Raw genomic sequence first — 22,070 nt, 5'->3', positions numbered from 1 at the left:
CTCAGATGTATATGTCGTACTCTTGATGCTAACCAAAAAATCAATCTCTCGTCTTGTACTTATCTGCTTCGTTGCTTTTTTTGGTATGCTGGCCTACAGAACATGGCTGCTTAATAGCACTAAATTCATCAGTTTTGATACGCAATTAGAAGAAATCTCAGGTATTGAATTTGATAAAAAACAGCAGCTATGGGCCATCAATGACGGGGGTGATTCACCCAGGCTATATCAGTTAGGCGCAACAGGAAAAATTGAGCGCAGTATCGAAATTGAAAATGCCAAAAATTGGGATTGGGAAGACATGACCCAAGATGATTTCGGCCATTTTTTTATTGGTGATTTTGGTAATAATGATAACGATCGCGAATGGCTAACTATCTACAAAATTGAAAACCCCATCGATATTAAATCTGATAAAACCCGCGCAGAAATAATCAAATTTACCAATCCTGAATTCAAATCAGTAAAGGGCATAAAAATTAGTAAAAATGCTCATTACGATGTTGAAGCGTTTATTTACTATAAACGCGGCCTTTACCTTTTTAGCAAAAATCGTTCCAGCCCTTTTGATGGCAAAACGCGGCTTTATCGCATAGGCGATCATGCTGCCAACTTTCAAGCTGAATACATTAATGAGTTTTCAACCTGCGCCACCATCAAAGAATTGTGTTGGGTCACGTCTGCTGCTCTTAGCCCTGATAGAACCAAGCTTGTGTTACTTGATTCAGAGCGCTTGTGGCTATTTGAAAACTGGAAGGGTGATGATTTTTTTTCTGGGGATGCGTATCAGATTGATCTTGGTATAGTGACTCAAAAAGAGGCGGTAACATTTTATAACAATGAGGTTATTGTGTTTACCGATGAGGTGTTTAATGGGATTGGTGGTAATGGCTATGCTATTCATCTCGATAGAGTTAAGAAAAGGCTTATCCACACATCAGAAAAAATACAGAAGCCCCTGATTTAAAGAGTGCATCGATTCTACAAAAATGAAGATAAGTGATAATGTATAAATTGATGAGTTTTCTCCTTTGTTAGTTTAGCACCTTCCCGCTACTGCGGAGGCTGGAGTGTACTGTGCTCGAATTAAGACCAACGTGTGAGAACTGCAATAAGAGTTTGCCTCCTGATTCTACCGAGGCCATGATTTGTACATATGAGTGCACCTTTTGCAGAGGTTGCGTAGAACAACTCCTAGAAAATGTCTGTCCGAATTGCGGTGGTGGTTTTGTCTCCAGACCGATAAGACCGAAACATAATCTAATAAATAATAATTATCTCGGCAATGACCCCGCGTCAATCATTGTTAAATACAGGCCGGTGGATGTAAAAGCGCATAAAAATTTTGCTGCTGGCATTAAGGTCATTCCAGCAAATGAGCGATAAACAGGTGTGTGCTGCAATCTAAAGCGTCTCTAAACTATGAGCTGGGTAGCTTAAATTTTAAGCATCTAATCGAGCTTGAGCATGATGTAATAGAAGGTATTTATCATACGGGTATGGGCGCAGTCGTTCAGGCCATGGCTACGAAAGAAATGAAAAAACACCAGACCTCACGGTTCTGGTACACATTGATAGATATTAGAGAATTAACTATGGAACGTAACGCCCCCCTCAGGTATAGCGTAATAGCGCAAACCCTGCATTGGCTGACTGCCAAGGTTATGCAATTCGTGCTCTATTTCTTCTTTTTGCTGTGCCATTGTATGGCTCGCAGATGCGCATGCGGTCGCGGGTCTCTTTCATTACTACGTGCTCAAAGATGGTGTGCTAAAGTCAATGTTCCCACGCTGGGTTATGAAAGATCCGAGTTAAATTCGTAACGTAGTTTCAAACACTACATAACAAGTAAATACAGCTGAGGTTTGAGAAAAGAGTATGATGAAAATTATTGGCATTGCCCTCGTGGTTATAGGCATTGGCTTTGCACTATGGGGATTTCAGTTATCGGATTCTGTCGAATCACAACTAACACAAGCGGTTACAGGCTCAGATACAGACAAAGTAATGACTTTCTACATTACGGGTGCTGTTAGTTTTTTTATTGGCTTATACCTTTTCACAAAAAAGTAAGACTGGAGGCATCATGGATATAACTAGCTTAGTAATCTTTTTAGCCATTGGCGCGCTAGCCGGGTGGCTGGCCGGCAACATAATGAAAGGAAGAGGGTTTGGCGTCATCGGTAATATTCTTGTGGGTATTGTTGGTGCGGTATTGGGTGGCTTTGTCTTCAGTTTGCTGGGCTTATCGGCAGGTGGTTTAATAGGCTCTATCGTTACAGCCACTGTGGGCGCTATTATCTTGTTGTATATAATCAGTATCGTTAAGCGATCCTAGCTCAATGTAGCTCATCGGGCACTGAGGGTTCTAGCCCTCAGTGCCAACAAGCTCCAATATCTGGCACCCCCTGCCTACAAACACATCTGTTCCACACCCACTGTTTGGTACTCATTCCATTTTTAACCGGGATGTTGAAAGTAGAAGTGAAGCCATAAAGTGCCTGCGGCGACTTTTATTCGTCATATTATCGTCATGTTTCTGCCATTGTCAGGCTATAGCATCTTGGATCTTTAAAACTAATCCTGGAAGTTTGCTATGCTCGTCCGCCGTTTCAAAAAATCACTTTTGGTACTGTCCATTGCTGCTTCAGCAACGGTTGCCCATGCTGAGTCCTTCAACCGTATTGCCAGTTTTGGTGTTATCCACAATCTGCCCGAAGGAACTGAGCAGAGTCAGGAAACGTCGCCAGAGATCATTGCTGCCAGTGAAGATGGTAACACGCTGGTTTATTCTGATAGCCCGTTTGAAGCACTTGGGTTTGTTGACATCAGTGATGCGAAAAACCCGGTTGCGGGTGGTATCGTTAAGTTGGATGGTGAGCCTACTTCTGTTGCCATTGGTGGCAAGACAGTTTTTACCGCGGTTAATACCTCTAAAAGCTATACGCAACCTTCAGGCTATCTGATGGCGCTGGGTTTGCAAGAACGAGATGAATTGGTGCGTTGTGACTTGGGTGGTCAGCCTGACTCTGTAGCGGTATCAAAAGATGGTCGTTATGTTGCAGTGGCCATCGAGAATGAGCGTGATGAAGACCTGAATGACGGTGAAATGCCACAGTTACCCGCGGGTTGGGTCACTATCGTGCCGGTTGAAAATGGTCAGCTTCAGTGCGATAAAATGACCAAAGTAGATATGACGGGTCTGGCGGAGATTGGCGCTACTGATCCTGAGCCGGAGTTTGTTGATTTTAATAGCCGTAACGAAATTGTAGTTACGCTGCAGGAAAACAACTATCTGGCGATTATCGATGCGGCCAGCGGTAAGCTTGTGAACCATTTCTCTGCCGGAAGTGTAGAGCTGCAAGGAATTGATACTAAGAAAGATAAGATGCTGGATTTCACCGACAGCCAGACCCGTCTGCGGGAGCCTGATTCCGTTAAATGGCTTGACGATAACCGTTTTGTTATCGCCAATGAAGGCGATATGAACGGTGGTGCGCGTGGCTTCACTATCTTCCATAAAGATGGTCGTATGCTGTTTGAATCCGGTGCCTCTTTTGAGCATCAGGTCATTTTAGCCGGGCACTATCCTGAAAAGCGTTCTGGCAAAAAAGGTAGCGAGCCAGAAGGTGTGGCTATCGGTCAGTTTGATGGGGAGACTTACATCTTTATCCTTTCTGAACGTGCTTCTGTGATTGGTGTTTACCGTGATACCGGTGATGCTCCAGAATTTGTTCAGTTGTTGCCATCGGGTATGGCGCCTGAATCTGCCGTGGTGATCCCTCAGCGTAACCTGTTGGTGAGCGCTAACGAGAAAGATCTGATTGAAGACAAAGGCCCGCGTGCTCACGTCATGCTGTATAGCCTGACCGACGCACCTGCTGCTTACCCACAGATAATCTCTACACGCACTAGCGAAGGGACGCCCATTGGCTGGGGCGCATTATCCGGCCTTACTGCAGATCCTGCTAAGCCGGGTATGCTGTATGCCGTGAATGATAGCTTCTATGCTAACCAGCCCACTATATTCACCATTGATGCGAACCAGACTCCGGCAAAAATTACGGCGGCTACTCTGGTTCTGCGTGACGGTAAAACAGCTAAAAAATTGGATCTCGAAGGTATTGCCGCAGATGGACAAGGGGGCTTCTGGCTGGCGTCTGAAGGTAAAACGTCAAAAGAGATTCCTCATGCTATTCATCATGTGAACAGTACTGGTGAGATTGATCGTACTATCGATTTTCCGAAAGCGTTGCTGGCTAATGAGAAGAAGTATGGTGCAGAAGGCATAACGCTAATCGGTGACACTTTATGGATCGCGATTCAACGACCATGGAAAGACGACCCTGCGGATCAGGTTAAACTGTTAGCTTATAACCTCAAGACAAACAGCTGGGGCGCTGTACGTTATCCACTGGAGAGCGCAGCCACTGGTTGGGTGGGTTTGTCTGAAATCGTGAGTCATGGAGATCAGGTTTACATCATCGAACGTGATAACCAGCTGGGTGAGTCTGCTGTTGTGAAGCGTCTTTACAGCGTTTCTCAAGATCAGCTGAAGCCCGCGGCTATCGGTTCTGATTTACCTTTGGTGAAGAAGGTATTGGTTCATGACTTTATGCCTGACCTGAAGTCGTTGAACGGTTATGTGCAGGATAAGATTGAAGGCTTTACGGTGGATGCTGCGGGTAATGGTTTTGCCATTACAGATAACGACGGTGTGGATGATAGCTCCGGCGAAACTCTGTTTTTCAGTATCGGTAAGATGTAAATTCTACTGAGCTATTTTTGACACCCGCAGAGATTTTTTTGACACCTGCGGAGCTGTTGTAGAAAATAAAAAAGGGCGATCATTGATCGCCCTTTTTTTGTTTGGCGGTTAGGAATTATTCGCCTTCATCCGTTACGTCGGCATGAGATGTCGCTTCAAACTCATCAAGCTGTCCTAGTTGCTCAAACCAGAAGAATGAACTGACTAAGCTAAATTGACGTGTTAATCCGTTATCCTCTATCTGCTCTAACTGCCATACGATACCGGGGGCCTGAGGAAATTGTTCACCCTGGATTTGATCTTCATATAGACGATTGATGAGAGCGTCTTCACTGAGTCCACTCGCCAATAAACGTACCATAGAGGAGTCTGGTGACTCATCAAAAATCGCCATATCTTCACTACTTTTGGCCGTGACATCAAGGGTAAGCTGCACACCGGTCGGTTGTGCGAAAATACCATTAAAGGCTTCTCGTAATAACGCATACGCACTAAAAAAGCGTTCATGCAATAAGCAATCGGAATGCTCCTCCCATAAGCGGTCATCTGGCATATCGTGGCTTAATTGATCGATCTTTCCCTCTGGTAGTTCATTTGAAAATAAACGGGTTAATACCACGTTGGCGGCTTCATGGGGCTCCATATCATTCAGAGACATCATGCACATTTCTCTCAGTTCAGAGGCGTCCATTTCTTCTAAGCCATCGTCAAGATTCATAATGGCCATGAGGGCGTGATAATCCTCGTTAGACCATGCATTTGGAATCTGGTTGATTTTACGAAAAGAACCAATTTGAACGGTAAATTTTGTGTGCATTGAGTACTCCTTTTTTAGACGCCTACAAGGTGGCGAATAGGTAAGAAAAGTAATCTCAATTTATGCATTCTGCAATACTGTATAAGCATTATTTATTCTCTTTGGTCGTACACTTAACAGGAGAAACTCAGTGGCTACTCACACGTATGTGTAAACCTGCAGACTTCACAACTCCGGCTATGAATAAATTGAGGGTCGTCCTAGTTTCTTTGCAATTGCTAGCTATACTTTATTAGGTCAGATGTAAATGCTCTGGAGTATCTTTGAATATGTGTAAAATCTTTAAATTCACACATCAGCTTTTTATCTTTATGTTGCTGGTCTCGAATTCTGTTTCAGTTCTTGCCCAGGAAACACTGCATATTCTGGCATGGCCTGGTTATGCTGATGCTGATCTGGTGCAGACTTTTGAAGAACGTTACAAGGTTAAGGTTGAAGTGACGTTAATTGACTCTGACGATACTATGTGGAAGCGGATGACAGCGGGGGAAGACGTTAAGTTCGATGTGTTTGCCGTTAATACTGCTCAATTACAGCGCTACATTGATGTGGGTATCAGTATTCCTCTCACGCTTTCGAATATCCCTAATACTAAAAAGCAACTTCCGCGTTTTCGTAACAGGGCAGAAATACCAGGCTTGATTCGCAATGGTTATGAATATGCCATTCCGTACACCTATTCGGAAATGGGTCTGATCTACGATCGTAAAGTGTTTCCAATCCCTCCTGATTCCTTTGCATTAATGTGGGATAAGCGATTTCAGGGAAGGGTTTTAATGTATGAGAATAGCGAACATAATTTTTCTTTGGCGGCCCTTACGTTAGGGCTGAAGAACCCATTTCATATTCCAGATACTGACTTCAATCGCCTTAGTGGATATCTGGTTGAACTACGCCGTAATGTACGGACTTATTATGAAAAACCAGAAGAGGCGACTACTCTTTTTATGCAAAACAACATCGCACTGCTGTTTGCTAATTATGGTTCACAACAGCTAACCCTCTTACAAGATGCAGGTGCCGATATCGGCTATGTTATTCCAAAAGAAGGTGCATTGGCCTGGCTGGACTGCTGGTCGGTTACACGCTTTTCTAAAAATGTCGATCTGGCTGAATCATGGATAAATTACACACTTGAAGCACAGGTCAGCCAAGCCCTGACGCTTCGGCAAGGTTTACCCAATACCCTCCAGGATCCGCCGACTTTGAATAAAGCTGACAAAATCATATGGTTGCAGCAGGTGGAGAACTCTCTCAAGCGTAAATTGCTGTGGGACAAAATCATGTCTGGTGAAACACTGAGTGAGTTTTAGCGATGGTTCAATCATCTCTTAAATCGGATAAGCACTTTACGTTGGGCATCGGCCTCAAGCTCGGCATTTTGCTGGCTCTATTCGGGATTCTAACCAGCGGGCTTACCGGTTATTACACTTTTAATACCACGCGCGATATTTTGTTAAAAAAAGCCACGCAGAATATGATTACGTCAGCGCAGGTTCTCGGAGAGAGATTCTCTAGTATGGGGCAACACGTGTCAGACGATGCTCTGTTTTTCGCTCAGACAAGTCTGGTTCAACAAGCCGCCGATGACATAAAGGATGTTGATTTATTAAGGGCCTCTCTGGCAGATGAGTTCATCAGCTTGTTATCAGTGCATTCTGAATATTTTCAGGTTCGGCTGATCAGTGCTAAAAAACACGGTATTGAGCTCGTTCGGGTAGATCGTGATGAGGATAAGCTTACTATCATCACGGGTAAGCATTTACAGGAAAAAAAACATTACTCCTATGTCTACAAAACACTCAAACTAGAAAAGGGTAAAACCTATTTTTCGGAGATATTTATCAACCATGAAAAGGGGGCTCATACAGGTTACGATCAGCCTACATTGCAAGTCGCAACCCCTGTTATTGGAAAAGATGGAATCGCTCTTGGCTTAATTGTTATTAATGTCAATCTGAATCAAATGTTTAAAGTGCTCAAGTCAGATTTATCCTCGCAACATCAACTCTATCTAACGAATCAAGCCGGTGATTATCTTATTCATCCTGACAAATCCCGAACGTTTGGTTTTGATTTAGGTCTCAAACATCGGGTTCAGGATGACTTTATATCCACGCTTGACATTGTTTCTAAAGAATCTCAAGCGGTTGCAGTGCAAGGTGAAGATCCCGACATACACCAAAAAGTTATTGGTGGCTTTACTCAGGTCGTTTTCGGTGAAGCTGAGAATAATCGATTTGTTATTTTGGGCTTAACTGCCCCACTAGACTTTATACTGGCTGAAACCAATATTTTGTATAGAAACGGAAGCCTTATAGTCGGCGCTTTTAGTTGCCTGGCTATTATCCTGTTTGGAGTATTAGCCAAAATAGTTATCCGGCCTATTAAACAATTAGTGCGAGCCGTACAACAATTTACAGATAATCAAAAACTAACGCCGATAGCTGTTAATAGTAAAGATGAGATTGGGTTGCTGGCCGGTAGTATCGGCAAAATGCAGGCTCATATTCTGAATCAGCTGAACGATTTAAATGAACAAAACAAGGTGTTAAATCAAGAAGTATTCGAGCGGGAAAAGATCGAACGTTATGAAAAGTATCGTAGTTACGCTTTGGAGCTCGTGGCGAAAAAGGAACCGTTAGGCATTATTCTTCACACTATTGTTGAAGGTGTAGAATTACTCAAGCCTAAAATACTATGCAGTATTTTATTGCTGGATAAGGAAGGCCAGCACCTGGGTGTTGGTGCAGCTCCCAGTCTGCCTGAATTTTATAATGCCGCAATTGACGGGATTGAAATAGGTGTGGCTGTAGGTTCCTGTGGAACGGCTGCATTTATGAAACAACGCGTCATTGTTGAAGATATTCAAACGCATCTCTATTGGGCCGATTATCAGGAACTTGCGCAGAGTGCCGAATTACGATCCTGTTGGTCGCAGCCTATATTTTCTTCAACGGGTCAGGTATTAGGTACTTTTGCTATCTATCATCGTGCGATTAGCGTGCCCACTGAATCTGATTTAGACGTTATTGAGCAATCTGCCCGACTGGCCAGCATCGCTATTGAGCACAAGCAGATAGAAGAAGAAATTAATAACCTCGCCTTTTACGATTCACTCACACTCTTACCCAATAGGCGACTATTGTTAGACCGGTTGAAGCAGACAGTAGCCTCTATGGCTCATAATAAAAAGGGTGCTTCGTTACTGTTTATAGATTTGGATAAGTTTAAAACGCTCAATGATTCATACGGGCATGAAATGGGAGACCAACTATTAAAACAGGTAGCACAACGTTTGAGTGCCAGTGTTCGTGAAAGTGATACAGTATCAAGGCTAAGCGGTGATGAGTTTGTAGTTTTACTGACAAATCTGGATGATAAAGCGATAGTCACCGCCACCCAGACCGAACATATTGGCAAAAAAATATTAGCCGCACTCTGTCAGCCTTATCAGCTTTCTCTATGCCGTTATACTATCTACCCTAGCATAGGCGCTATCTCATTCGACGACACACTACGAGATACCGATGAGTTAATGAAACAAGCCGATATCGCCATGTATCAGGCAAAAAAAGCAGGTGGAAAAACACTGTACTTTTTTGATCACAGTATGCAACAAACCATAATGGACAGAGCTAGTCTGGACTTGGATCTGCGACAAGCCATTGCTGAGAAAGATCAATTTCAACTTTTTTATCAAGCACAGGTCGACTCATGTGATCGGGTGATCGGTGCTGAAGCATTAATTCGTTGGATGTCACCCACGCGGGGTATGGTTTCTCCTCTGGATTTCATAAGTATCGCCGAAGAATCTGGCCTGATTGAACCTATCGGCTATTGGGTGCTGAGTACTGCCTGTCAACAGTTGGTCGATTGGGCACAACAACCGGAAACATCTCATTTGACACTGGCGGTTAATCTCAGTGCAAAACAAATAAGAATGCCTAGCTTCGTAGACGAGGTGCTGGCACTGCTGGACAGTACCGGTGCCAACCCCACAAAACTCAAATTGGAAATTACAGAAAGTATATTGTTAGAAAATATGGAAGATATTGTAGAAAAAATGATCAGTCTAAAAGCCAGAGGCGTTAATTTTTCGATAGATGATTTTGGTACTGGCTACTCTTCTTTGCAATATCTTAAATGTTTGCCTCTCGATCAGCTCAAAATTGACCAGTCATTTGTGCGTGACCTTGCTTTTGATAGCAACGATAGAACGATTGTTCGTACTATTATCGCCATGGCTACCAGTCTGGGACTGGATGTTATTGCAGAAGGCGTAGAAACTGAAGAACAGCTGAAGTTACTTAAAAGTAAAGGGTGTAAAACGTTCCAGGGATATCTTTTTGGTAAGCCTGTTCCTATAGCAGAGTTTACTATCGCGTTAAAATAGAATTATGATTCCCCATGAGCTCAAGATTATTTCCGCATTTTATAAAAATATATTTAAATTCAATTATTTAAATATTAATTTGAGTAATTTTTCATCGGAAAAGAGGCTGAGATCTAACGTCCTGTCAGATCTTTGTCGAGCGTAGTGAGCAATGGCTGTTAATGACTTTCTGTCTTATTGTTAAGTGTTTCAAAGCTCTCAATATGTTGATCTAAGTTTTCTTCGAGCATTTCAGAATACTGATTTGAGAACCAGGCAAGTGCGTCATTGCGTTCTGCGGCTAAATCCTTCGATTTATACGCTGTTTCATGAGCACTAAAACGTGCAGCCGCATAGCGTAATGCCGCCCCTACATCTTCCAACTCTTTATTTTCTGATGTTACTAAGCGATTGGCTACATCAATAAACTCATCGGCCATTTTAAACAAGTTTGCAGCGCTCTCTTTATTCGTCATGCCAGGGTTTGCCTTTTAGATTGATTGATCGCATAGAGTGTCGTCATACCACTACAAGATTTTTCACTTACTTTACAGTGCATATCAAATGGGCGCAATTAGGGTCGATGCTGATGAAAATGCCGTAGCCGTTTAGGTCAAAGTGTTTATGGGGTGCGGTTTTTTGGGCGTACTTTTTAGTGCCTGCTAAAAAGAAAAAGTTAACGATTGGGTGGTTAAGCTGCACAATTATCGCCATGGCGACAAGTCTGGGTTGGATGTTGCTTATGATTTTTTTTCGCTAGTGTCTAGCATAAGGCTTGTGCTCTACTAGCAAGCGCCTTAGTGACGTTTTCGTTAATCCATTATTTTTCATACATAAACCAGGATTCTTTTTATGAATAAGCACAAGATGTTATTGATAATTCCCTTCTTCATGTTTGCTTTGACTGCCTGTGATGAAAAAAACGAATCAGGCAGTACTGATAATTCTTCTTCAGCAGCTAATTCCGCTGTTGCTACTCAAGAAAAGCCGAAGGTACAGCCTAAAGAAGCGCCTAAATGCGATAATTGCGGTACCGTTATTTCAATTACGTCCGTCGCTGTTAAGGGTAATAGCACAGGGGCGGGCGGTGCCATCGGTGCTGTGGTCGGTGGGCTTTTAGGTAATGGGGTAGGTGATGGGAAAGGTAAAGATGTTGCTACCATTGTGGGCCTTGTAGGTGGTGCTGTGGCGGGCAATGAGATTGAAAAGCAGAGAAATTCTGTGTCCTATTTTGATTTTTTGATAGGTATGGAACAGGGGGGGGAGCGTACTATGAGGCTTGCTAGTACCCAAGGTCTTGGGGTGGGCTCAGCGGTTAAAATTGTTGGCAATGGTTTGGAATTGCGTTAATCAGCGTTAAGTCCGACAGGCGGCTAGAGGAGACAATGAGCACTACCTAACACATTGGACGGGTATCGTCTGGTAGATCAAGGTTTATACCCGTTAGCTGATGGGTGCTCCTGTGCCGGACCCGCCGCTTAGAAGAATTCGTTAAAGTCTTGATAAAAGTTATTGGGGCTGGATTCGCGACGCTCTTCCAGAAAGGGTTTAAGGCTTTTCAGGCTGGAAAGACAGACGGTCAGCTCTTGGATAAGCGTCTTCTCTGCTTCTATTTCCTGAATATAATGAGTTATTTTACTATTAATTTTTTTATTATTAGTGTCGTAGAAACATTCAAAAGCCTTACGGTGGGCAGGACTTTGTCCGATGATTTGATGTTTTTCATCCTGCAGTTGTGTGACCTGGTGTATGAGTAGTTGATTCAGAGCCTCCAGCTCAGACTCGTTAAAGCAGAGACTATCCTGGCTCACATGTTCGCTATACATGGCAAATAACGTCAGAATGTCGCCCTCATCCCGGGCCTTTAATGCATCACTCATCAGCACTTGTTTATGGCGTGCGCGTTCAGGGTCTTGTTCTCGGTCGGGATGCAAAACCCTGGCGAGCTGGCGGAAAATATCTTTCAGACTGGCATCGCGAAAGAGTGTTTTCAGGCGGGCTTGGTTTGCCGGAGTATAGGGTTCTTGAGCATCATCCTGGTCAAATCGGGAATCATCTACATGCTCGGAACTAAAGGGGGTGGCATCTTCCGCCTGATCGCGCATTTTATCCAGTAACTGTTTAAATGCGATAAGCTCATCAGTCTGTTGGCAGGTGAACTGCTCCAGCGCATCGTCGGCGATAAAATCGATCTGACCAGAGGCTTGCTGTTGTTGCTCGAAACTTTGCAGCTGTTGTGTTTGTTTGGCGATGAAGGCATCCAGCATTTGTTGCAAAGCAGCGTCGGGCGATGCCTCTTGAGTACGGCCTGACTCAAGCTGTTCGGCATGATTTGTCACATCATCGCTATCAAATTCATCAGCAGGATTAATAATCTCATTATAGCGTTTAACCTGTTGCTGAAAACGCAGTAAATCTGCCTGGCTGAATAGCTGCAGTGTATCGAAGGATTGCTCAATCCATTCGGCAAGCTCAAAGCGTTGCCATTGGTTGAGTGACTTCATGGTTAAAAAACGCAGCTTTTTATCAATCAATTCATGGTATTCAAGCGACAGAGAGTGCTCTATAGGTGCAACCTTTTCATCCGTTAAGCGGATGAGATCATCCAGTTGGGCTGCCAGCGTGGTATTTTCAGCTTTAAGTAGAGAGATTTTTCGCCAGGTGTGTTGAAACTTTTTTTCTTGACGAGAAAGTTTTTTGGGTTTTTTCTTAAGGATGGGAGTAACAGTTGTTCGCATAATTAGATTACAGAGTACTGGCTATATGAAAATATTACTGTAGCTATTTTTGGATAAGACACAACTGTTTTTAGTGTGAATGAAACGAAATCAGGAGGTCAACGTACGATGAGGCTGTTAACATAGAGGTCCTGTGATCTACCCGATACAGGCAATCAACAAGGATAAATATATTATGGAAGTTTTAGTTTATATCGGAGTAGGTGTTTTTATTCTTGGTGGGATAGGAACTTTAATAGCCGCTTTTCAAACAAGTATTTTGTGGGGGGTAGGTTGTTTTTTATTGTACCCTGTAGCGCTAATATTTTTAATTTTTTATTGGCCGCAAGCTAAAAATCCTTTTTTCCTTCAGTTAGCAGGCTGCGCAGTAATATTTATTGCAAGCACCTTAGGTGCAGACTTATAACGAGGTAAGGCGATAAAATCAAATAATAAAATGCTCAAAGCTCAATTAGTGGTACAGCTTTATTAATTAGATGACGAGGCTAATACTAACCTCGTCATAATATTTCTTACGTTTTTCACATACCCTTTATCACTTCAGGACTAGGTTAAAACTTACCGGCACTGAGTGACCAATATTCGATAGCCCCGCCAGCTCACGTAGTTTTTCGATCCCGCCACCTAAGCCAAAATCAGCGGCCTTTATAATGATAGGTTGTGTGGTGGATGCCAGAACCGTTGTTCCATCAGAAAGTAGGGTTACATCAGCCATAATGGGTTGCTGTAATCCGTGAAAGTCCAACATGCCCTCTATGCTGGTGTTGAGTACGCCGCCTTGTTTAATAACGCTTAACGTCTCAGCAGATAGTTGGGTGCTTAGCGTTGCCATTTTGAATTTTGCGGTATCGAACAGGTGTTCACGTAGACGTTCATCGCGGATGTCGATCTGGGTTTTGATACTGTCTAAATCCAGCTTAATTTCCAGTGCACCGCTATCGCTTAAACTGCCTTGCAGTTGTGTGATATGGAATACTTCTGCAGCATTGATATTTTTAACTGAAATAAAGTTAAGTGACGATTGGGTATTGTCCAGTTGCCAATCTGCCTGTGCCGTCAGGCTCAGTAAACTACCTAAAGTGATGGCGAGTAGTGTTCTGGGTACTGAGAGTTTAAGGTAATGGTTGATCATGGTGGATCTCCTTATCTTATCATTTGTCTCTTTACGCAATCTTACGCAACAGTGTTTTGTTTCGATTCGTTAACGTCTATTTGGTTCAGTTATTGAGTGTGGTATTCAAGGGGCGTAACCTTCTCAGGTTTGTTCAGTATCATTAAGGGTATGAGTCCGTTATGAATATCAGGGATTGCCGATCGCAGTTTTGGCAAGGAGTGCGAGATCTTATGCCTTTGGTGTCGGGTGTGCTGCCTTTTGGTTTGATTGTGGGCGCAAACGGTATCGCTTTGGATATGAGTCCCGAGTTGATCATGGGGATGACCTTGTTGTTTTTTGCTGGATCGGCGCAGTTAGCCGCAATGCAGCTTATTCAGGAAAATGCGGCGTTTGTTGTGATTGTGTTAACCACCATTGTTATTAATTTACGCTTTGCTATTTATAGCGCGACCTTCGCTCCTCTGTTTTATCCCTTGAAAAAACGTTACCGGATGTCGATGGCATATATCTTATCTGACCAGGCATATGGCCTGTGTAGTGCGCCTGACCAACAACAACGCTCCGATGCCGAACGTATCAGCTATTACTTAGGCACAGTATTGGCATTGTGGGTGAGCTGGGTTCTGTCGGTCATGCTCGGTATTGCGGTGGGGGCGAGTATTCCGCCTGAATGGATGCTGGGCTTCACTATCCCACTCGCGTTTCTTGCCATGTTAATGTCCACCATTACCAATCGATTATTGCTGATCGTAGCCGTAGCTTCAGGGTTAGCCGCCATTTTCTTGCAGGGACTGCCATACAATCTGGGCTTTATTTTAGCGATCGTGATAGGGGTTATGACGGGTTTGCTCTTGCCGCGAATAACAGGGCGCTCTTTTAATTCAATAATGGGGCGGCCACATGAATGATCTGAACTTGTGGGTATTATTTTTTCTGTGTGGTTTGGCCACTTACTTGATTCGCCTTTCGTTTATCCAGTTACATGGGAAATCCGGGCCGTTACTGAGGCGTAGCCAGCCTGTGCTCTTATTGCTTCCTCCTGCGATTTTGGCTGCTTTATGCATACCTCCTATTGTGTATAGCAAGCAAGCCGAAGGTTTACAGGTAGAGCTGGCGCAGATTCTGGCGGGATGTGTGGCCGTGGTACTGGCGAAGTATTTTAAAAGTCTGCTGTGGCCTATTTTGGGCGGAATGATTTTTTTATGGGGCTATCGCTGGTTAATCGGCTAGTTAAATCAGAATATTCCTGACTGCCATTACTAAGATAGTCGGCAACTCAGGTATGCTTCAAGGATTAACCGGAAGAAGCCGAGATAGATATAACTATTTTTCTTGAACGCGCTTTTCTTTATTGCGCAGCGCAAAAGTCTTTCGGTCGATGCCACGGTGACGGGCAAGCATCTCTTCTACTTTTTGTTGGTCCAGCGGATCATTGCCTTGTAAGTAGATTTCTAAATGCTCTTGTTGATCATTTCCCCAGAAAAGCTCTTCGTCCAGGATGAAAGTGGGTACACCAAAGACGCCTCGCGTAATGGCGTGTGTAGTTTCTTGCTGGAGTTGGTCTTTTACCTCAGGTGTTTTAATCGCACTGAGCATTGCTCCGCTATTTAAACCGAGTGAGTTGAGTACGTTGGCAAGATCTGCTTCAGAGGCAAGGTCAATTCCGCGAGACCAGCCTGCTTCAAAGATGGCGCTAATGACCTGATGTTGAGCATCCCCTGCAATATCAGGCAGGGATAAGCGTAATGCCGGTAATGGGTTGTATGGGTGGCTGCGGGGCGGATCAAAGTCAAAGCCATTGAGCTGGGCATAGCGATAGCAGTATTTATAGAGCGCTGTTTTTTTAGGCGGTACTTCTGCAGGCCCAAGTTGCCCCCAGTGATCGAGCAATTTTCCAAACACGACGGGATGTGCATTCAAAGTTAAGCCATATTTTTTGCACATGGGTTGTACCCAGCGCCAACTAAAATAGGCGTATGGAGACAGATAGTCGAAGTAGAAATCCAATTGCCGGCCAGCCATAACGATCCCTTTTCTGATGCTATTAATGCGAAGCACATAATTCGAAGCACTTAATTTGAAAGCGCCTGTTTTATTTTTGTTTTTCGGTTTGAAAGTACAAAGGACAATACTCCGGATATGAAAATAATTGCCAATCCTAATAAACTGTATGTGTCTGGCCAGTCATTGAATAATACAACACCTAATACGGCAGCCGCCACTAACTGAGAATACACGAATGGAGCCACTATATTGGCATCCAAGCGACGACCAGCCTCGATAATAATAAGATTACCCAAGGCTGATGCAATAGACGACATCAATACCAGCCAGATAATGTGGCTATCGATTGCCTGTGGAATGGCGTTGATACCAGCAGGTGCTAATGCGATGCTCCCGGCCAGCAATGTGGATATAAGGATCAGGCGTGGTCGAAAGAAACCTGCAAGCCAGCGGTTAGCGACTAACATACAGCCATAACAAACACCGGCAACAAGCGCAAACAGCATCCCTGTTGTGATACCAAAGCCTGGTTTGACCACCAACAGCACACCACCAAAGCCAATAAATAATAATAAAGAGCGCAGTACGGTTATACGCTCTTTAAGTACAGCGGCTGCTAGAAAATAGGCAACAATCGGGCCGATAAAAAAGATACCAAAGGCGTTAGCAATGGGCTCAGTTTTGAGGGCAGAGAGCATGCAAAAAATGGCACTGCTAAAAAGAACAGCACGTATTAATAGCCGCCAGTCATATAGCAGCTTTAGTTCTGAACGTACCAGACCACTAAAGGGAAGAATAAATAGAAAGCCGACTAACAGCCGACTCCAGGCAATAAATACCGGTGAAACACCCACTTCTGTCAATAGCTTACCGGCAGAATCTCCTACGGGGATTAAACTCATCCCTAGTAGGATCATTACCAGTAGCAGGTGTTTTTTTTCAGAATTCATGTTGAGCATTGCGTTGATAGTTCATCCGGTGTGATACTCATATCAAGAATCTAAAGAGGTACTTAATCTAAGTGGTTTGTATATCTAAATCGAGCATTTTTTTATTCAGCGTTCTCTGAAACACTCTATTCAAAATAGAAAACTACATACACCAATAAGATTCAAATGAGTTTTGGCCTTGCAAAGAATGTGGTAGATAGTTACTCAGTCAAGAAAATCAAGACATAAAACAAAAAATAGTTACTCACACAATCTGTGGATAAGTCTCTGTGTTTCATCTGCACATCTTTTCTATACCCCGTCATATAAGGGCTGTAGCGAAGTGCTGCTTTTACAGCCTATTTTTAAGCTTCGCTTATTATTAGCTGTTCTGGTTGTTTGATCGGGAATGCTCGATCATAACCCAGCCCGAAAAGGAATGTATAAACCACGACAGCTGCCATCATGCCGATATCTAATAGCAGCGTATTAATTAAACTGAGTTCTAGCCACCACATGATTAATGGCAGAGTGAAAAAAAGTAAAATCAACTCAAATCCAAGCGCATGATAAATTCTCTGTGTTATGGCGCGCTCGGTTGGAATGCGACCCTTGCGGATATCAAAATAATCATAAGCGTAGTTATAAAAGTAGTTAGTTAACATGGCGATGCCGCTGAGAATCAGTGCTAAATAGCCTATATCCAGAAAGTCACGCTGCAGAATAAAGGCAATCACAGCCGTAGAGCTACTCACCAGTAAAATTTCAAATAGCAGGGTGTAACGCAGCCTGTCCAAACGGCTACGGGTAACGATTCCCTCAGATGCTGTGTTGGCCGCTTGGGCCGTCGTATTATCAGCTATCTCCTTCACCACGATGTTCTCCTAGCTTACTTCTCAATGGGTTGTTGTTTGTGCTGATAAGTATATTAAACATATTATTGATGCTTTGTAGTTAGTATCTATCTATTATTAAGATAGGTAAGTGTGTTTTTTTGAGAGTGTTACAGGGTAGAAGAGAGCAATATGCCGAGTATCGAACAGCTAACATGTTTTGTTATTGCCGCTGAAGCCGGTTCATTTTCTGCAGCGGCACGTCAGTTAGGTAAAGTGCAGTCTGCGGTGAGTACGGCGATTAACAATCTGGAAATTGATGCGAACGTTGTACTTTTCGATCGAAGTAGCCGTAGTCCTGTACTCACAGAAGCGGGCCATGTGTTGCTTAAATCAGCCAGAACAGTTTTGCACAGTCATCATGAGTTTAATGCGCATGCTGCCTCCCTCAGTAACAGCAAGGAAACCTCACTGTGTATTGCCATCGAGCAGAATATCTCAGCGCCTGTTTTACTGACGGTGCTAACACGTTTTGCGGAAACCTTTCCTTACATCACGCTGGAGTTACTTGACCCTGGCAGTGGTGATGTTGCAGAACTGGTACGTAGTAACCGAGCCGATATCGGACTGATGATTGAGCAGGAGTATTATCCACAGGGCTTTAGTTTTCGTGGTATTGGACACTCAAGAGTCATAGCGGTGGCGGCCCCTGACTTTCCACTAGCGCTGAAGCAGCAGATTACTCACGCCGACCTTAGGCAGTACCGTCAGATAGTCGGACGCAGTTTGGATCCGGATAACCAAATGCATGAACGTCACACGATAAGCCCACAGGTGTGGTTATCTGAAAGTCCGTTTGTTATTTTGGACATGTTGGGAGCCAAGCTAGGCTGGGCATTTCTGCATGAAGCTGTTGTTAGGGAAAAGCTACAATCCGCAGAGCTGGTGGTACTTGATCTGGTGTATCAGCAGGCCGATATATTGCAGGGGATTGATCTTATCTGGACAGAAAACCGCACATTGGGCAAAGCGGGGCAGTGGTTATTGCAACAGCTGCAAAGCCTGCGTTTTGGTGAGTAATCTAGTTTGATAATAGGTAATTCTTGAACTCCCACAAGTATGGGATTATCTTGCAGCGCATTATGATGAACGAGTATAAGTTAGAGTGGATAGCACGAAAGGATAATGAACAGTAAGGGAGTGAGATAGCCGTGGATATTAACGTATTAAGGATGTTTAAATCGTGATTTCGTTGTTTTTAAAATGCTTGCTTGGGGCTGCAGCCGTGTTGCTGATTGCCTTACTTTCAAAAAATAAGAGTTTTTTTATCGCTGGTTTAGTGCCGTTGTTTCCTACGTTCGCGCTGATAGCGCATTATATCGTCGGTGCCGAAAGGACGATGGGAGACCTTCGAATCACAGCGTTGTTTGGTCTTTATTCCTTAATTCCCTATGCGGGCTATTTGGTGTCAGTTTATTATTTAAGTTATAAGTTTAGCCTGGTCTGGACGCTATCGCTGGCAACCGTCATTTGGTTAGCGTTTGCATTTGTCTTATTGCTCGGTTGGGTGAAATTTCATCCGGCTGTCGCATAGTTTTTAACATAAAACGACCGACCCGATAACAACTCCGGGTCGATCATTAGCAGTAGTTGAAGTGGACTAGTTAGCTCCGTCTATGCTGATTATGACTTTTTTAATGAGTTCATATCGATAACAAAGCGGTATTTAACATCGCCTTTTTTCATGCGTTCATACGCTACATTGATATTCTGGATATCAAGCATCTCTACTTCGCAATTAATCCCGTGTTCCGCTGAAAAGTTAAGCATTTCCTGGGTTTCTGCAATACCGCCAATCATTGATCCTGCCAGGATGCGACGTTTAGTAATCAAACTTGCGCCCCAGATAGGTGGATCTATACCGGTAACCAATCCTACAATAATATGAGCGCCATCCACTTTAAGGCAGTTGAGGTACGGGTTAAAGTCATGCGCTACAGGGATGGTATCCAGTAAAAAGTTAAAGGTAAGAGTGGCGGCCGCCATTTGATCGGCATCAGTCGAGACGATGACATGATCAGCACCTAATAGCTTCGCTTCAGCTACTTTGCTCTGTGAACGCGTAAATACAGTGACTTCTGCGCCTAAGGCTTTGGCATATTTCACGCCCATGTGTCCTAAACCACCCATACCGAGAATGCCAACTTTGTCACCTGCCTTAACACCATAATGCTTGAGGGGGGAATAAGTCGTAATGCCTGCACACAGCAAGGGTGCGGCGGCTTTAATATCTAACGTATCGGGTATTGAAAGTACAAAGGCTTCACGTACAACAATGTGTTCGGAGTAGCCGCCAGAGGTTAATGTACCGTCGTAATAGTCTTTGCCGTTATAGGTGCCGACCATTCCGTTTTCGCAGTATTGCTCTAAACCTGCATGGCAGGATGAGCAGCTGCAACATGAATCTACCATACAACCGACACCGACAATGTCGCCTACCTTATATTGGGTAACGTTCGGGCCGATGCTCGTCACTCGGCCAATAATTTCGTGGCCAGGCACAACGGGATAGATAGAGTTCCCCCAGTCATTTTCTGCCTGATGGATATCGGAGTGACACACGCCGCAGTATAAGATATCAATAGCAACGTCATCAGGACGCAATGTACGGCGCTGGATATTCAGCGGAGCCATTTTTGATGTAGCTGTTTGAGCAGCGTAGGCTTTAGTCACAGACATAGGGTATCTCCAGATAATTTGTTTTCTACTACGCTATCTATTATTCAGTATATGAGTGCGCAGCGTGATCCCTATTTCTGTTTGTTTTTTGCTTGTTTCTCTTCATTTATGCTAATAGCTTGGATTTAAACGGCCAAATTTAGGCATAATCCTATTTTAACAAATGAGGTTGTAGGTTATGGCGCTGTCCGATCTGGTTTCGCTTTTGGAACCGCTGCATCAAGATAAAGAAGATGGCTTCTATGCCTCAGCCGTTTCTGGTGTGTCGTTGTTGCGGTGTCAGGAAGCGCATGGCCGGAACCCGATTATCTATGAGCCGAGTTTGATCTTTATAGCTCAAGGTAAAAAAGTGGGTTATTTAGGTGATCGGGTTATTGAGTACAATCCGGGGCATTATCTAGTACAAACACTGCCGTTGCCGTTTGAATGCGAGACATATGCGTCACAAGATAAACCCTTATTAGGGATTGCTGTGAGCATCGATTTAACCGTGCTTGCTGAACTTGTTCATACCTCTTTGCCTGAATATGGCATACCGAGTGATCATAACAGTTCACCAAAACCAATGGATTCTGTGGCGATGACAGAGGGGATGCAGGAGGCGGTTAGTCGTTTGGTGCGGGCTTTGCACGATCCGCTGGATGCGCATGTTATGGGGCAAGCACGGGTGCGCGAGGTTGTTTTTGAAGCACTGAAGGGGCAGCAGGGGCCGGCACTCAAAGCACTGATTTTACATCAAGGGAACTATTCTCGTGTGATTCGCGTACTGAGTGAACTGCAGCAGAAAATTGACGAAGGTATTACCGTTGAAGCCTTAGCCGTTCGCGCCAACATGAGCGTTTCAAATTTTCATAAACATTTTAAAGAAGTCACACGCTGTTCACCGCTGCAGTACCTCAAACGGCTACGCCTTATCAAAGCGCGGTTGCTGCTATCACATGATGACCTCAACGTAGGGCAAACGGCACGGGCGGTTGGTTATAAAAGTATCAATCAATTCAGTCGCGATTATAAAAGCTATTTTGGTACATCCCCCAAGCAAGATGTTCGCTTGGAATAAACGTGTGGCAGGGCAATGCCTCTTGTTTAAGGTAGCGCGACTTAGTCCCGAATTGCTTGTTGATAAGCGGGTTGCTACAGCGCAAAATGAGCTACTGAGGTAGTTTTTATCATGATTTTAAAACTCAGCCTCTCAATACATGGGACATTTTATGACAACTTTTAGTAATAGATCATCTGATAACAGATCATCGCTTCGCCTTATTGTAATGGGTGTTGTTTTAGCACTGATGTCGGGGGGCGCATTCGCTGACAAGAAGAATTCCGAGGACAAAGGAAAGAACAAAGAAAAGAAACATCAATCTGATAATGGCCACGGTGATCGTGACGATAAGGGTCGCGATGATTATCGACGGGTGACTACGGTCTATTTTGATAATCATGGTAGACGTGTAGTTAGTGAATATTATAGTCATCAGGAGCGCAGGAACCACTGTCCGCCGGGTCTCAAGAAAAAGAACAACGGTTGTCAGCCTCCCGGGCAAGCCAAAAAATGGCACAAAGGACGGCCACTCGCTGAAGACACTGTGTATTATGAACTGCCTCAGGAGCTACTCATACGCTTGCCAGTCCCGCCGGTTAATCATCGTTATGTCCGTGTTGCGGGCGATATTCTGATGGTGACTATTGGCACTAGCTTAGTCGTCGATGCCATTGAGGATATTTTACGCTAACATACATGCAGGTATTTTTT

Annotated in this window: 23 protein-coding genes; 15 read left to right on the top strand and 8 right to left on the bottom strand. The window is 43.9% G+C overall.

Annotated elements, in window-relative coordinates:
* The first annotated feature begins 25 nt into the window (after nt 1-25).
* The 5 genes from Nant_RS06110 to Nant_RS06090 all read left to right on the top strand — a co-directional run bounded on the left by Nant_RS06110 (nt 26) and on the right by Nant_RS06090 (nt 4,768).
* Complete coding sequence (locus tag Nant_RS06110; protein WP_054340757.1) at nt 26-967, top strand: hypothetical protein; 942 nt, start codon at nt 26-28, stop codon at nt 965-967.
* 110 nt (nt 968-1,077) lie between these two features.
* Entirely contained in the window at nt 1,078-1,386 is a 309-nt protein-coding gene (locus Nant_RS20995; protein WP_076496063.1) for a DUF1272 domain-containing protein, read from the top strand.
* Nucleotides 1,387-1,878: 492 nt separating this feature from the next.
* A complete protein-coding gene (locus Nant_RS06100; protein WP_202904956.1) occupies nt 1,879-2,073 on the top strand; it encodes a DUF3185 family protein in 195 nt (64 codons plus the stop codon).
* A 13-nt stretch (nt 2,074-2,086) separates the two neighbouring features.
* Nucleotides 2,087-2,338, top strand: coding sequence for a GlsB/YeaQ/YmgE family stress response membrane protein (locus tag Nant_RS06095; RefSeq protein WP_054340754.1), 252 nt, complete (start codon nt 2,087-2,089; stop codon nt 2,336-2,338).
* A gap of 258 nt (nt 2,339-2,596) precedes the next feature.
* A complete protein-coding gene (locus Nant_RS06090) occupies nt 2,597-4,768 on the top strand; it encodes an esterase-like activity of phytase family protein (RefSeq protein WP_054340753.1) in 2,172 nt (723 codons plus the stop codon).
* Between the two features lie 115 nt (nt 4,769-4,883).
* On the opposite strand, the gene Nant_RS06085 is transcribed toward Nant_RS06090, so the two are convergent.
* Nucleotides 4,884-5,585, bottom strand: coding sequence for a hypothetical protein (locus Nant_RS06085; RefSeq protein ID WP_054340752.1), 702 nt, complete (start codon nt 5,583-5,585; stop codon nt 4,884-4,886).
* A gap of 269 nt (nt 5,586-5,854) precedes the next feature.
* On the opposite strand from Nant_RS06085, the gene Nant_RS06080 reads away from it, so the two are divergent.
* Both Nant_RS06080 and Nant_RS06075 read left to right on the top strand, forming a co-directional pair.
* The gene (locus Nant_RS06080) at nt 5,855-6,898 is read left to right on the top strand and encodes an extracellular solute-binding protein (protein ID WP_054340751.1); all 1,044 of its coding nucleotides are present in this window, start codon (nt 5,855-5,857) and stop codon (nt 6,896-6,898) included.
* Nucleotides 6,899-6,900: 2 nt separating this feature from the next.
* Nucleotides 6,901-9,981, top strand: coding sequence for an EAL domain-containing protein (locus tag Nant_RS06075; protein WP_054340750.1), 3,081 nt, complete (start codon nt 6,901-6,903; stop codon nt 9,979-9,981).
* A 158-nt stretch (nt 9,982-10,139) separates the two neighbouring features.
* On the opposite strand, the gene Nant_RS06070 is transcribed toward Nant_RS06075, so the two are convergent.
* Nucleotides 10,140-10,436: a DUF3144 domain-containing protein gene (locus tag Nant_RS06070; protein WP_054340749.1), complete on the bottom strand. Its 297-nt coding sequence runs from the start codon at nt 10,434-10,436 to the stop codon at nt 10,140-10,142.
* A gap of 376 nt (nt 10,437-10,812) precedes the next feature.
* Here Nant_RS06070 and Nant_RS06065 point away from each other — a divergent pair, with 376 nt between their 5' ends.
* On the top strand, nt 10,813-11,310 hold the full coding sequence (locus Nant_RS06065; protein WP_054340748.1) for a glycine zipper 2TM domain-containing protein: 498 nt from the start codon (nt 10,813-10,815) through the stop codon (nt 11,308-11,310).
* Nucleotides 11,311-11,438: 128 nt separating this feature from the next.
* Here Nant_RS06065 and Nant_RS06060 read toward each other — a convergent pair whose 3' ends face one another.
* Nucleotides 11,439-12,698 (bottom strand): J domain-containing protein, encoded by a 1,260-nt coding sequence (locus Nant_RS06060; RefSeq protein WP_054340747.1) that lies wholly within the window; start codon nt 12,696-12,698, stop codon nt 11,439-11,441.
* 175 nt (nt 12,699-12,873) lie between these two features.
* Here Nant_RS06060 and Nant_RS06055 point away from each other — a divergent pair, with 175 nt between their 5' ends.
* On the top strand, nt 12,874-13,104 hold the full coding sequence (locus tag Nant_RS06055; RefSeq protein ID WP_054340746.1) for a hypothetical protein: 231 nt from the start codon (nt 12,874-12,876) through the stop codon (nt 13,102-13,104).
* A gap of 129 nt (nt 13,105-13,233) precedes the next feature.
* Here the strand turns inward: Nant_RS06055 and Nant_RS06050 are convergent, their stop codons facing one another.
* Entirely contained in the window at nt 13,234-13,830 is a 597-nt protein-coding gene (locus tag Nant_RS06050; RefSeq protein WP_054340745.1) for a YceI family protein, read from the bottom strand.
* A gap of 161 nt (nt 13,831-13,991) precedes the next feature.
* Between Nant_RS06050 and Nant_RS06045 the strand changes: the two genes are divergently transcribed.
* Together Nant_RS06045 and Nant_RS06040 are read left to right on the top strand one after the other, a co-directional pair.
* A complete protein-coding gene (locus Nant_RS06045; RefSeq protein ID WP_082400109.1) occupies nt 13,992-14,720 on the top strand; it encodes an AzlC family ABC transporter permease in 729 nt (242 codons plus the stop codon).
* Nucleotides 14,713-15,042, top strand: a complete 330-nt coding sequence (locus Nant_RS06040) for an AzlD domain-containing protein (protein WP_054340743.1) — start codon at nt 14,713-14,715, stop codon at nt 15,040-15,042. Before Nant_RS06045 ends, Nant_RS06040 begins: the two co-directional genes overlap by 8 nt.
* 93 nt (nt 15,043-15,135) lie before the next feature.
* Here Nant_RS06040 and Nant_RS06035 read toward each other — a convergent pair whose 3' ends face one another.
* The 3 genes from Nant_RS06035 to Nant_RS06025 form a co-directional block, all read right to left on the bottom strand.
* Nucleotides 15,136-15,834, bottom strand: coding sequence for a 2-hydroxychromene-2-carboxylate isomerase (locus Nant_RS06035; RefSeq protein WP_054340742.1), 699 nt, complete (start codon nt 15,832-15,834; stop codon nt 15,136-15,138).
* A gap of 50 nt (nt 15,835-15,884) precedes the next feature.
* Nucleotides 15,885-16,766, bottom strand: coding sequence for a DMT family transporter (locus tag Nant_RS06030; RefSeq protein WP_054340741.1), 882 nt, complete (start codon nt 16,764-16,766; stop codon nt 15,885-15,887).
* Between the two features lie 344 nt (nt 16,767-17,110).
* Complete coding sequence (locus Nant_RS06025) at nt 17,111-17,620, bottom strand: PACE efflux transporter (protein WP_054340740.1); 510 nt, start codon at nt 17,618-17,620, stop codon at nt 17,111-17,113.
* 150 nt (nt 17,621-17,770) lie between these two features.
* Here Nant_RS06025 and Nant_RS06020 point away from each other — a divergent pair, with 150 nt between their 5' ends.
* Nucleotides 17,771-18,658 carry a LysR family transcriptional regulator gene (locus tag Nant_RS06020; RefSeq protein ID WP_054340739.1) on the top strand — a complete coding sequence of 296 codons (888 nt, stop codon included), beginning with the start codon at nt 17,771-17,773 and terminating at the stop codon, nt 18,656-18,658.
* A gap of 163 nt (nt 18,659-18,821) precedes the next feature.
* A complete protein-coding gene (locus Nant_RS06015; RefSeq protein ID WP_054340738.1) occupies nt 18,822-19,172 on the top strand; it encodes a GlpM family protein in 351 nt (116 codons plus the stop codon).
* A gap of 89 nt (nt 19,173-19,261) precedes the next feature.
* On the opposite strand, the gene Nant_RS06010 is transcribed toward Nant_RS06015, so the two are convergent.
* Entirely contained in the window at nt 19,262-20,317 is a 1,056-nt protein-coding gene (locus Nant_RS06010; protein WP_179078940.1) for an NAD(P)-dependent alcohol dehydrogenase, read from the bottom strand.
* 178 nt (nt 20,318-20,495) lie between these two features.
* Between Nant_RS06010 and Nant_RS06005 the strand changes: the two genes are divergently transcribed.
* Both Nant_RS06005 and Nant_RS06000 read left to right on the top strand, forming a co-directional pair.
* Complete coding sequence (locus Nant_RS06005) at nt 20,496-21,377, top strand: AraC family transcriptional regulator (RefSeq protein ID WP_054340737.1); 882 nt, start codon at nt 20,496-20,498, stop codon at nt 21,375-21,377.
* Nucleotides 21,378-21,528: 151 nt separating this feature from the next.
* Nucleotides 21,529-22,050, top strand: a complete 522-nt coding sequence (locus Nant_RS06000; protein WP_054340736.1) for a hypothetical protein — start codon at nt 21,529-21,531, stop codon at nt 22,048-22,050.
* Nucleotides 22,051-22,070: the final 20 nt, after the last annotated feature.

It is taken from the genome of Neptunomonas antarctica (assembly GCF_001305295.1).
In the GTDB taxonomy this organism is placed as follows: domain Bacteria; phylum Pseudomonadota; class Gammaproteobacteria; order Pseudomonadales; family Balneatricaceae; genus Neptunomonas; species Neptunomonas antarctica.
Note: the sequence above shows the minus strand (reverse complement) of the source record. Positions and strands in the feature narration are given on the sequence as shown.

Excerpts from the sequence above, each read along its gene's own strand:
- Nant_RS06045 (WP_082400109.1), top strand. The coding sequence starts at position 13,992 with ATGAATATCAGGGATTGCCGATCGCAGTTTTGGCAAGGAGTGCGAGAT.
- Nant_RS06020 (WP_054340739.1), top strand. The coding sequence starts at position 17,771 with ATGCCGAGTATCGAACAGCTAACATGTTTTGTTATTGCCGCTGAAGCC.
- Nant_RS06070 (WP_054340749.1), bottom strand. The coding sequence starts at position 10,436 with ATGACGAATAAAGAGAGCGCTGCAAACTTGTTTAAAATGGCCGATGAG.
- Nant_RS06010 (WP_179078940.1), bottom strand. The coding sequence starts at position 20,317 with ATGTCTGTGACTAAAGCCTACGCTGCTCAAACAGCTACATCAAAAATG.
- Nant_RS06100 (WP_202904956.1), top strand. The coding sequence starts at position 1,879 with ATGATGAAAATTATTGGCATTGCCCTCGTGGTTATAGGCATTGGCTTT.
- Nant_RS06000 (WP_054340736.1), top strand. The coding sequence starts at position 21,529 with ATGACAACTTTTAGTAATAGATCATCTGATAACAGATCATCGCTTCGC.
- Nant_RS06080 (WP_054340751.1), top strand. The coding sequence starts at position 5,855 with ATGTGTAAAATCTTTAAATTCACACATCAGCTTTTTATCTTTATGTTG.
- Nant_RS06060 (WP_054340747.1), bottom strand. The coding sequence starts at position 12,698 with ATGCGAACAACTGTTACTCCCATCCTTAAGAAAAAACCCAAAAAACTT.
- Nant_RS06110 (WP_054340757.1), top strand. The coding sequence starts at position 26 with ATGCTAACCAAAAAATCAATCTCTCGTCTTGTACTTATCTGCTTCGTT.
- Nant_RS06035 (WP_054340742.1), bottom strand. The coding sequence starts at position 15,834 with ATGGCTGGCCGGCAATTGGATTTCTACTTCGACTATCTGTCTCCATAC.
- Nant_RS06095 (WP_054340754.1), top strand. The coding sequence starts at position 2,087 with ATGGATATAACTAGCTTAGTAATCTTTTTAGCCATTGGCGCGCTAGCC.
- Nant_RS06085 (WP_054340752.1), bottom strand. The coding sequence starts at position 5,585 with ATGCACACAAAATTTACCGTTCAAATTGGTTCTTTTCGTAAAATCAAC.
- Nant_RS06030 (WP_054340741.1), bottom strand. The coding sequence starts at position 16,766 with ATGAATTCTGAAAAAAAACACCTGCTACTGGTAATGATCCTACTAGGG.
- Nant_RS06075 (WP_054340750.1), top strand. The coding sequence starts at position 6,901 with ATGGTTCAATCATCTCTTAAATCGGATAAGCACTTTACGTTGGGCATC.
- Nant_RS06050 (WP_054340745.1), bottom strand. The coding sequence starts at position 13,830 with ATGATCAACCATTACCTTAAACTCTCAGTACCCAGAACACTACTCGCC.
- Nant_RS06005 (WP_054340737.1), top strand. The coding sequence starts at position 20,496 with ATGGCGCTGTCCGATCTGGTTTCGCTTTTGGAACCGCTGCATCAAGAT.
- Nant_RS06090 (WP_054340753.1), top strand. The coding sequence starts at position 2,597 with ATGCTCGTCCGCCGTTTCAAAAAATCACTTTTGGTACTGTCCATTGCT.
- Nant_RS06040 (WP_054340743.1), top strand. The coding sequence starts at position 14,713 with ATGAATGATCTGAACTTGTGGGTATTATTTTTTCTGTGTGGTTTGGCC.
- Nant_RS06065 (WP_054340748.1), top strand. The coding sequence starts at position 10,813 with ATGAATAAGCACAAGATGTTATTGATAATTCCCTTCTTCATGTTTGCT.
- Nant_RS06055 (WP_054340746.1), top strand. The coding sequence starts at position 12,874 with ATGGAAGTTTTAGTTTATATCGGAGTAGGTGTTTTTATTCTTGGTGGG.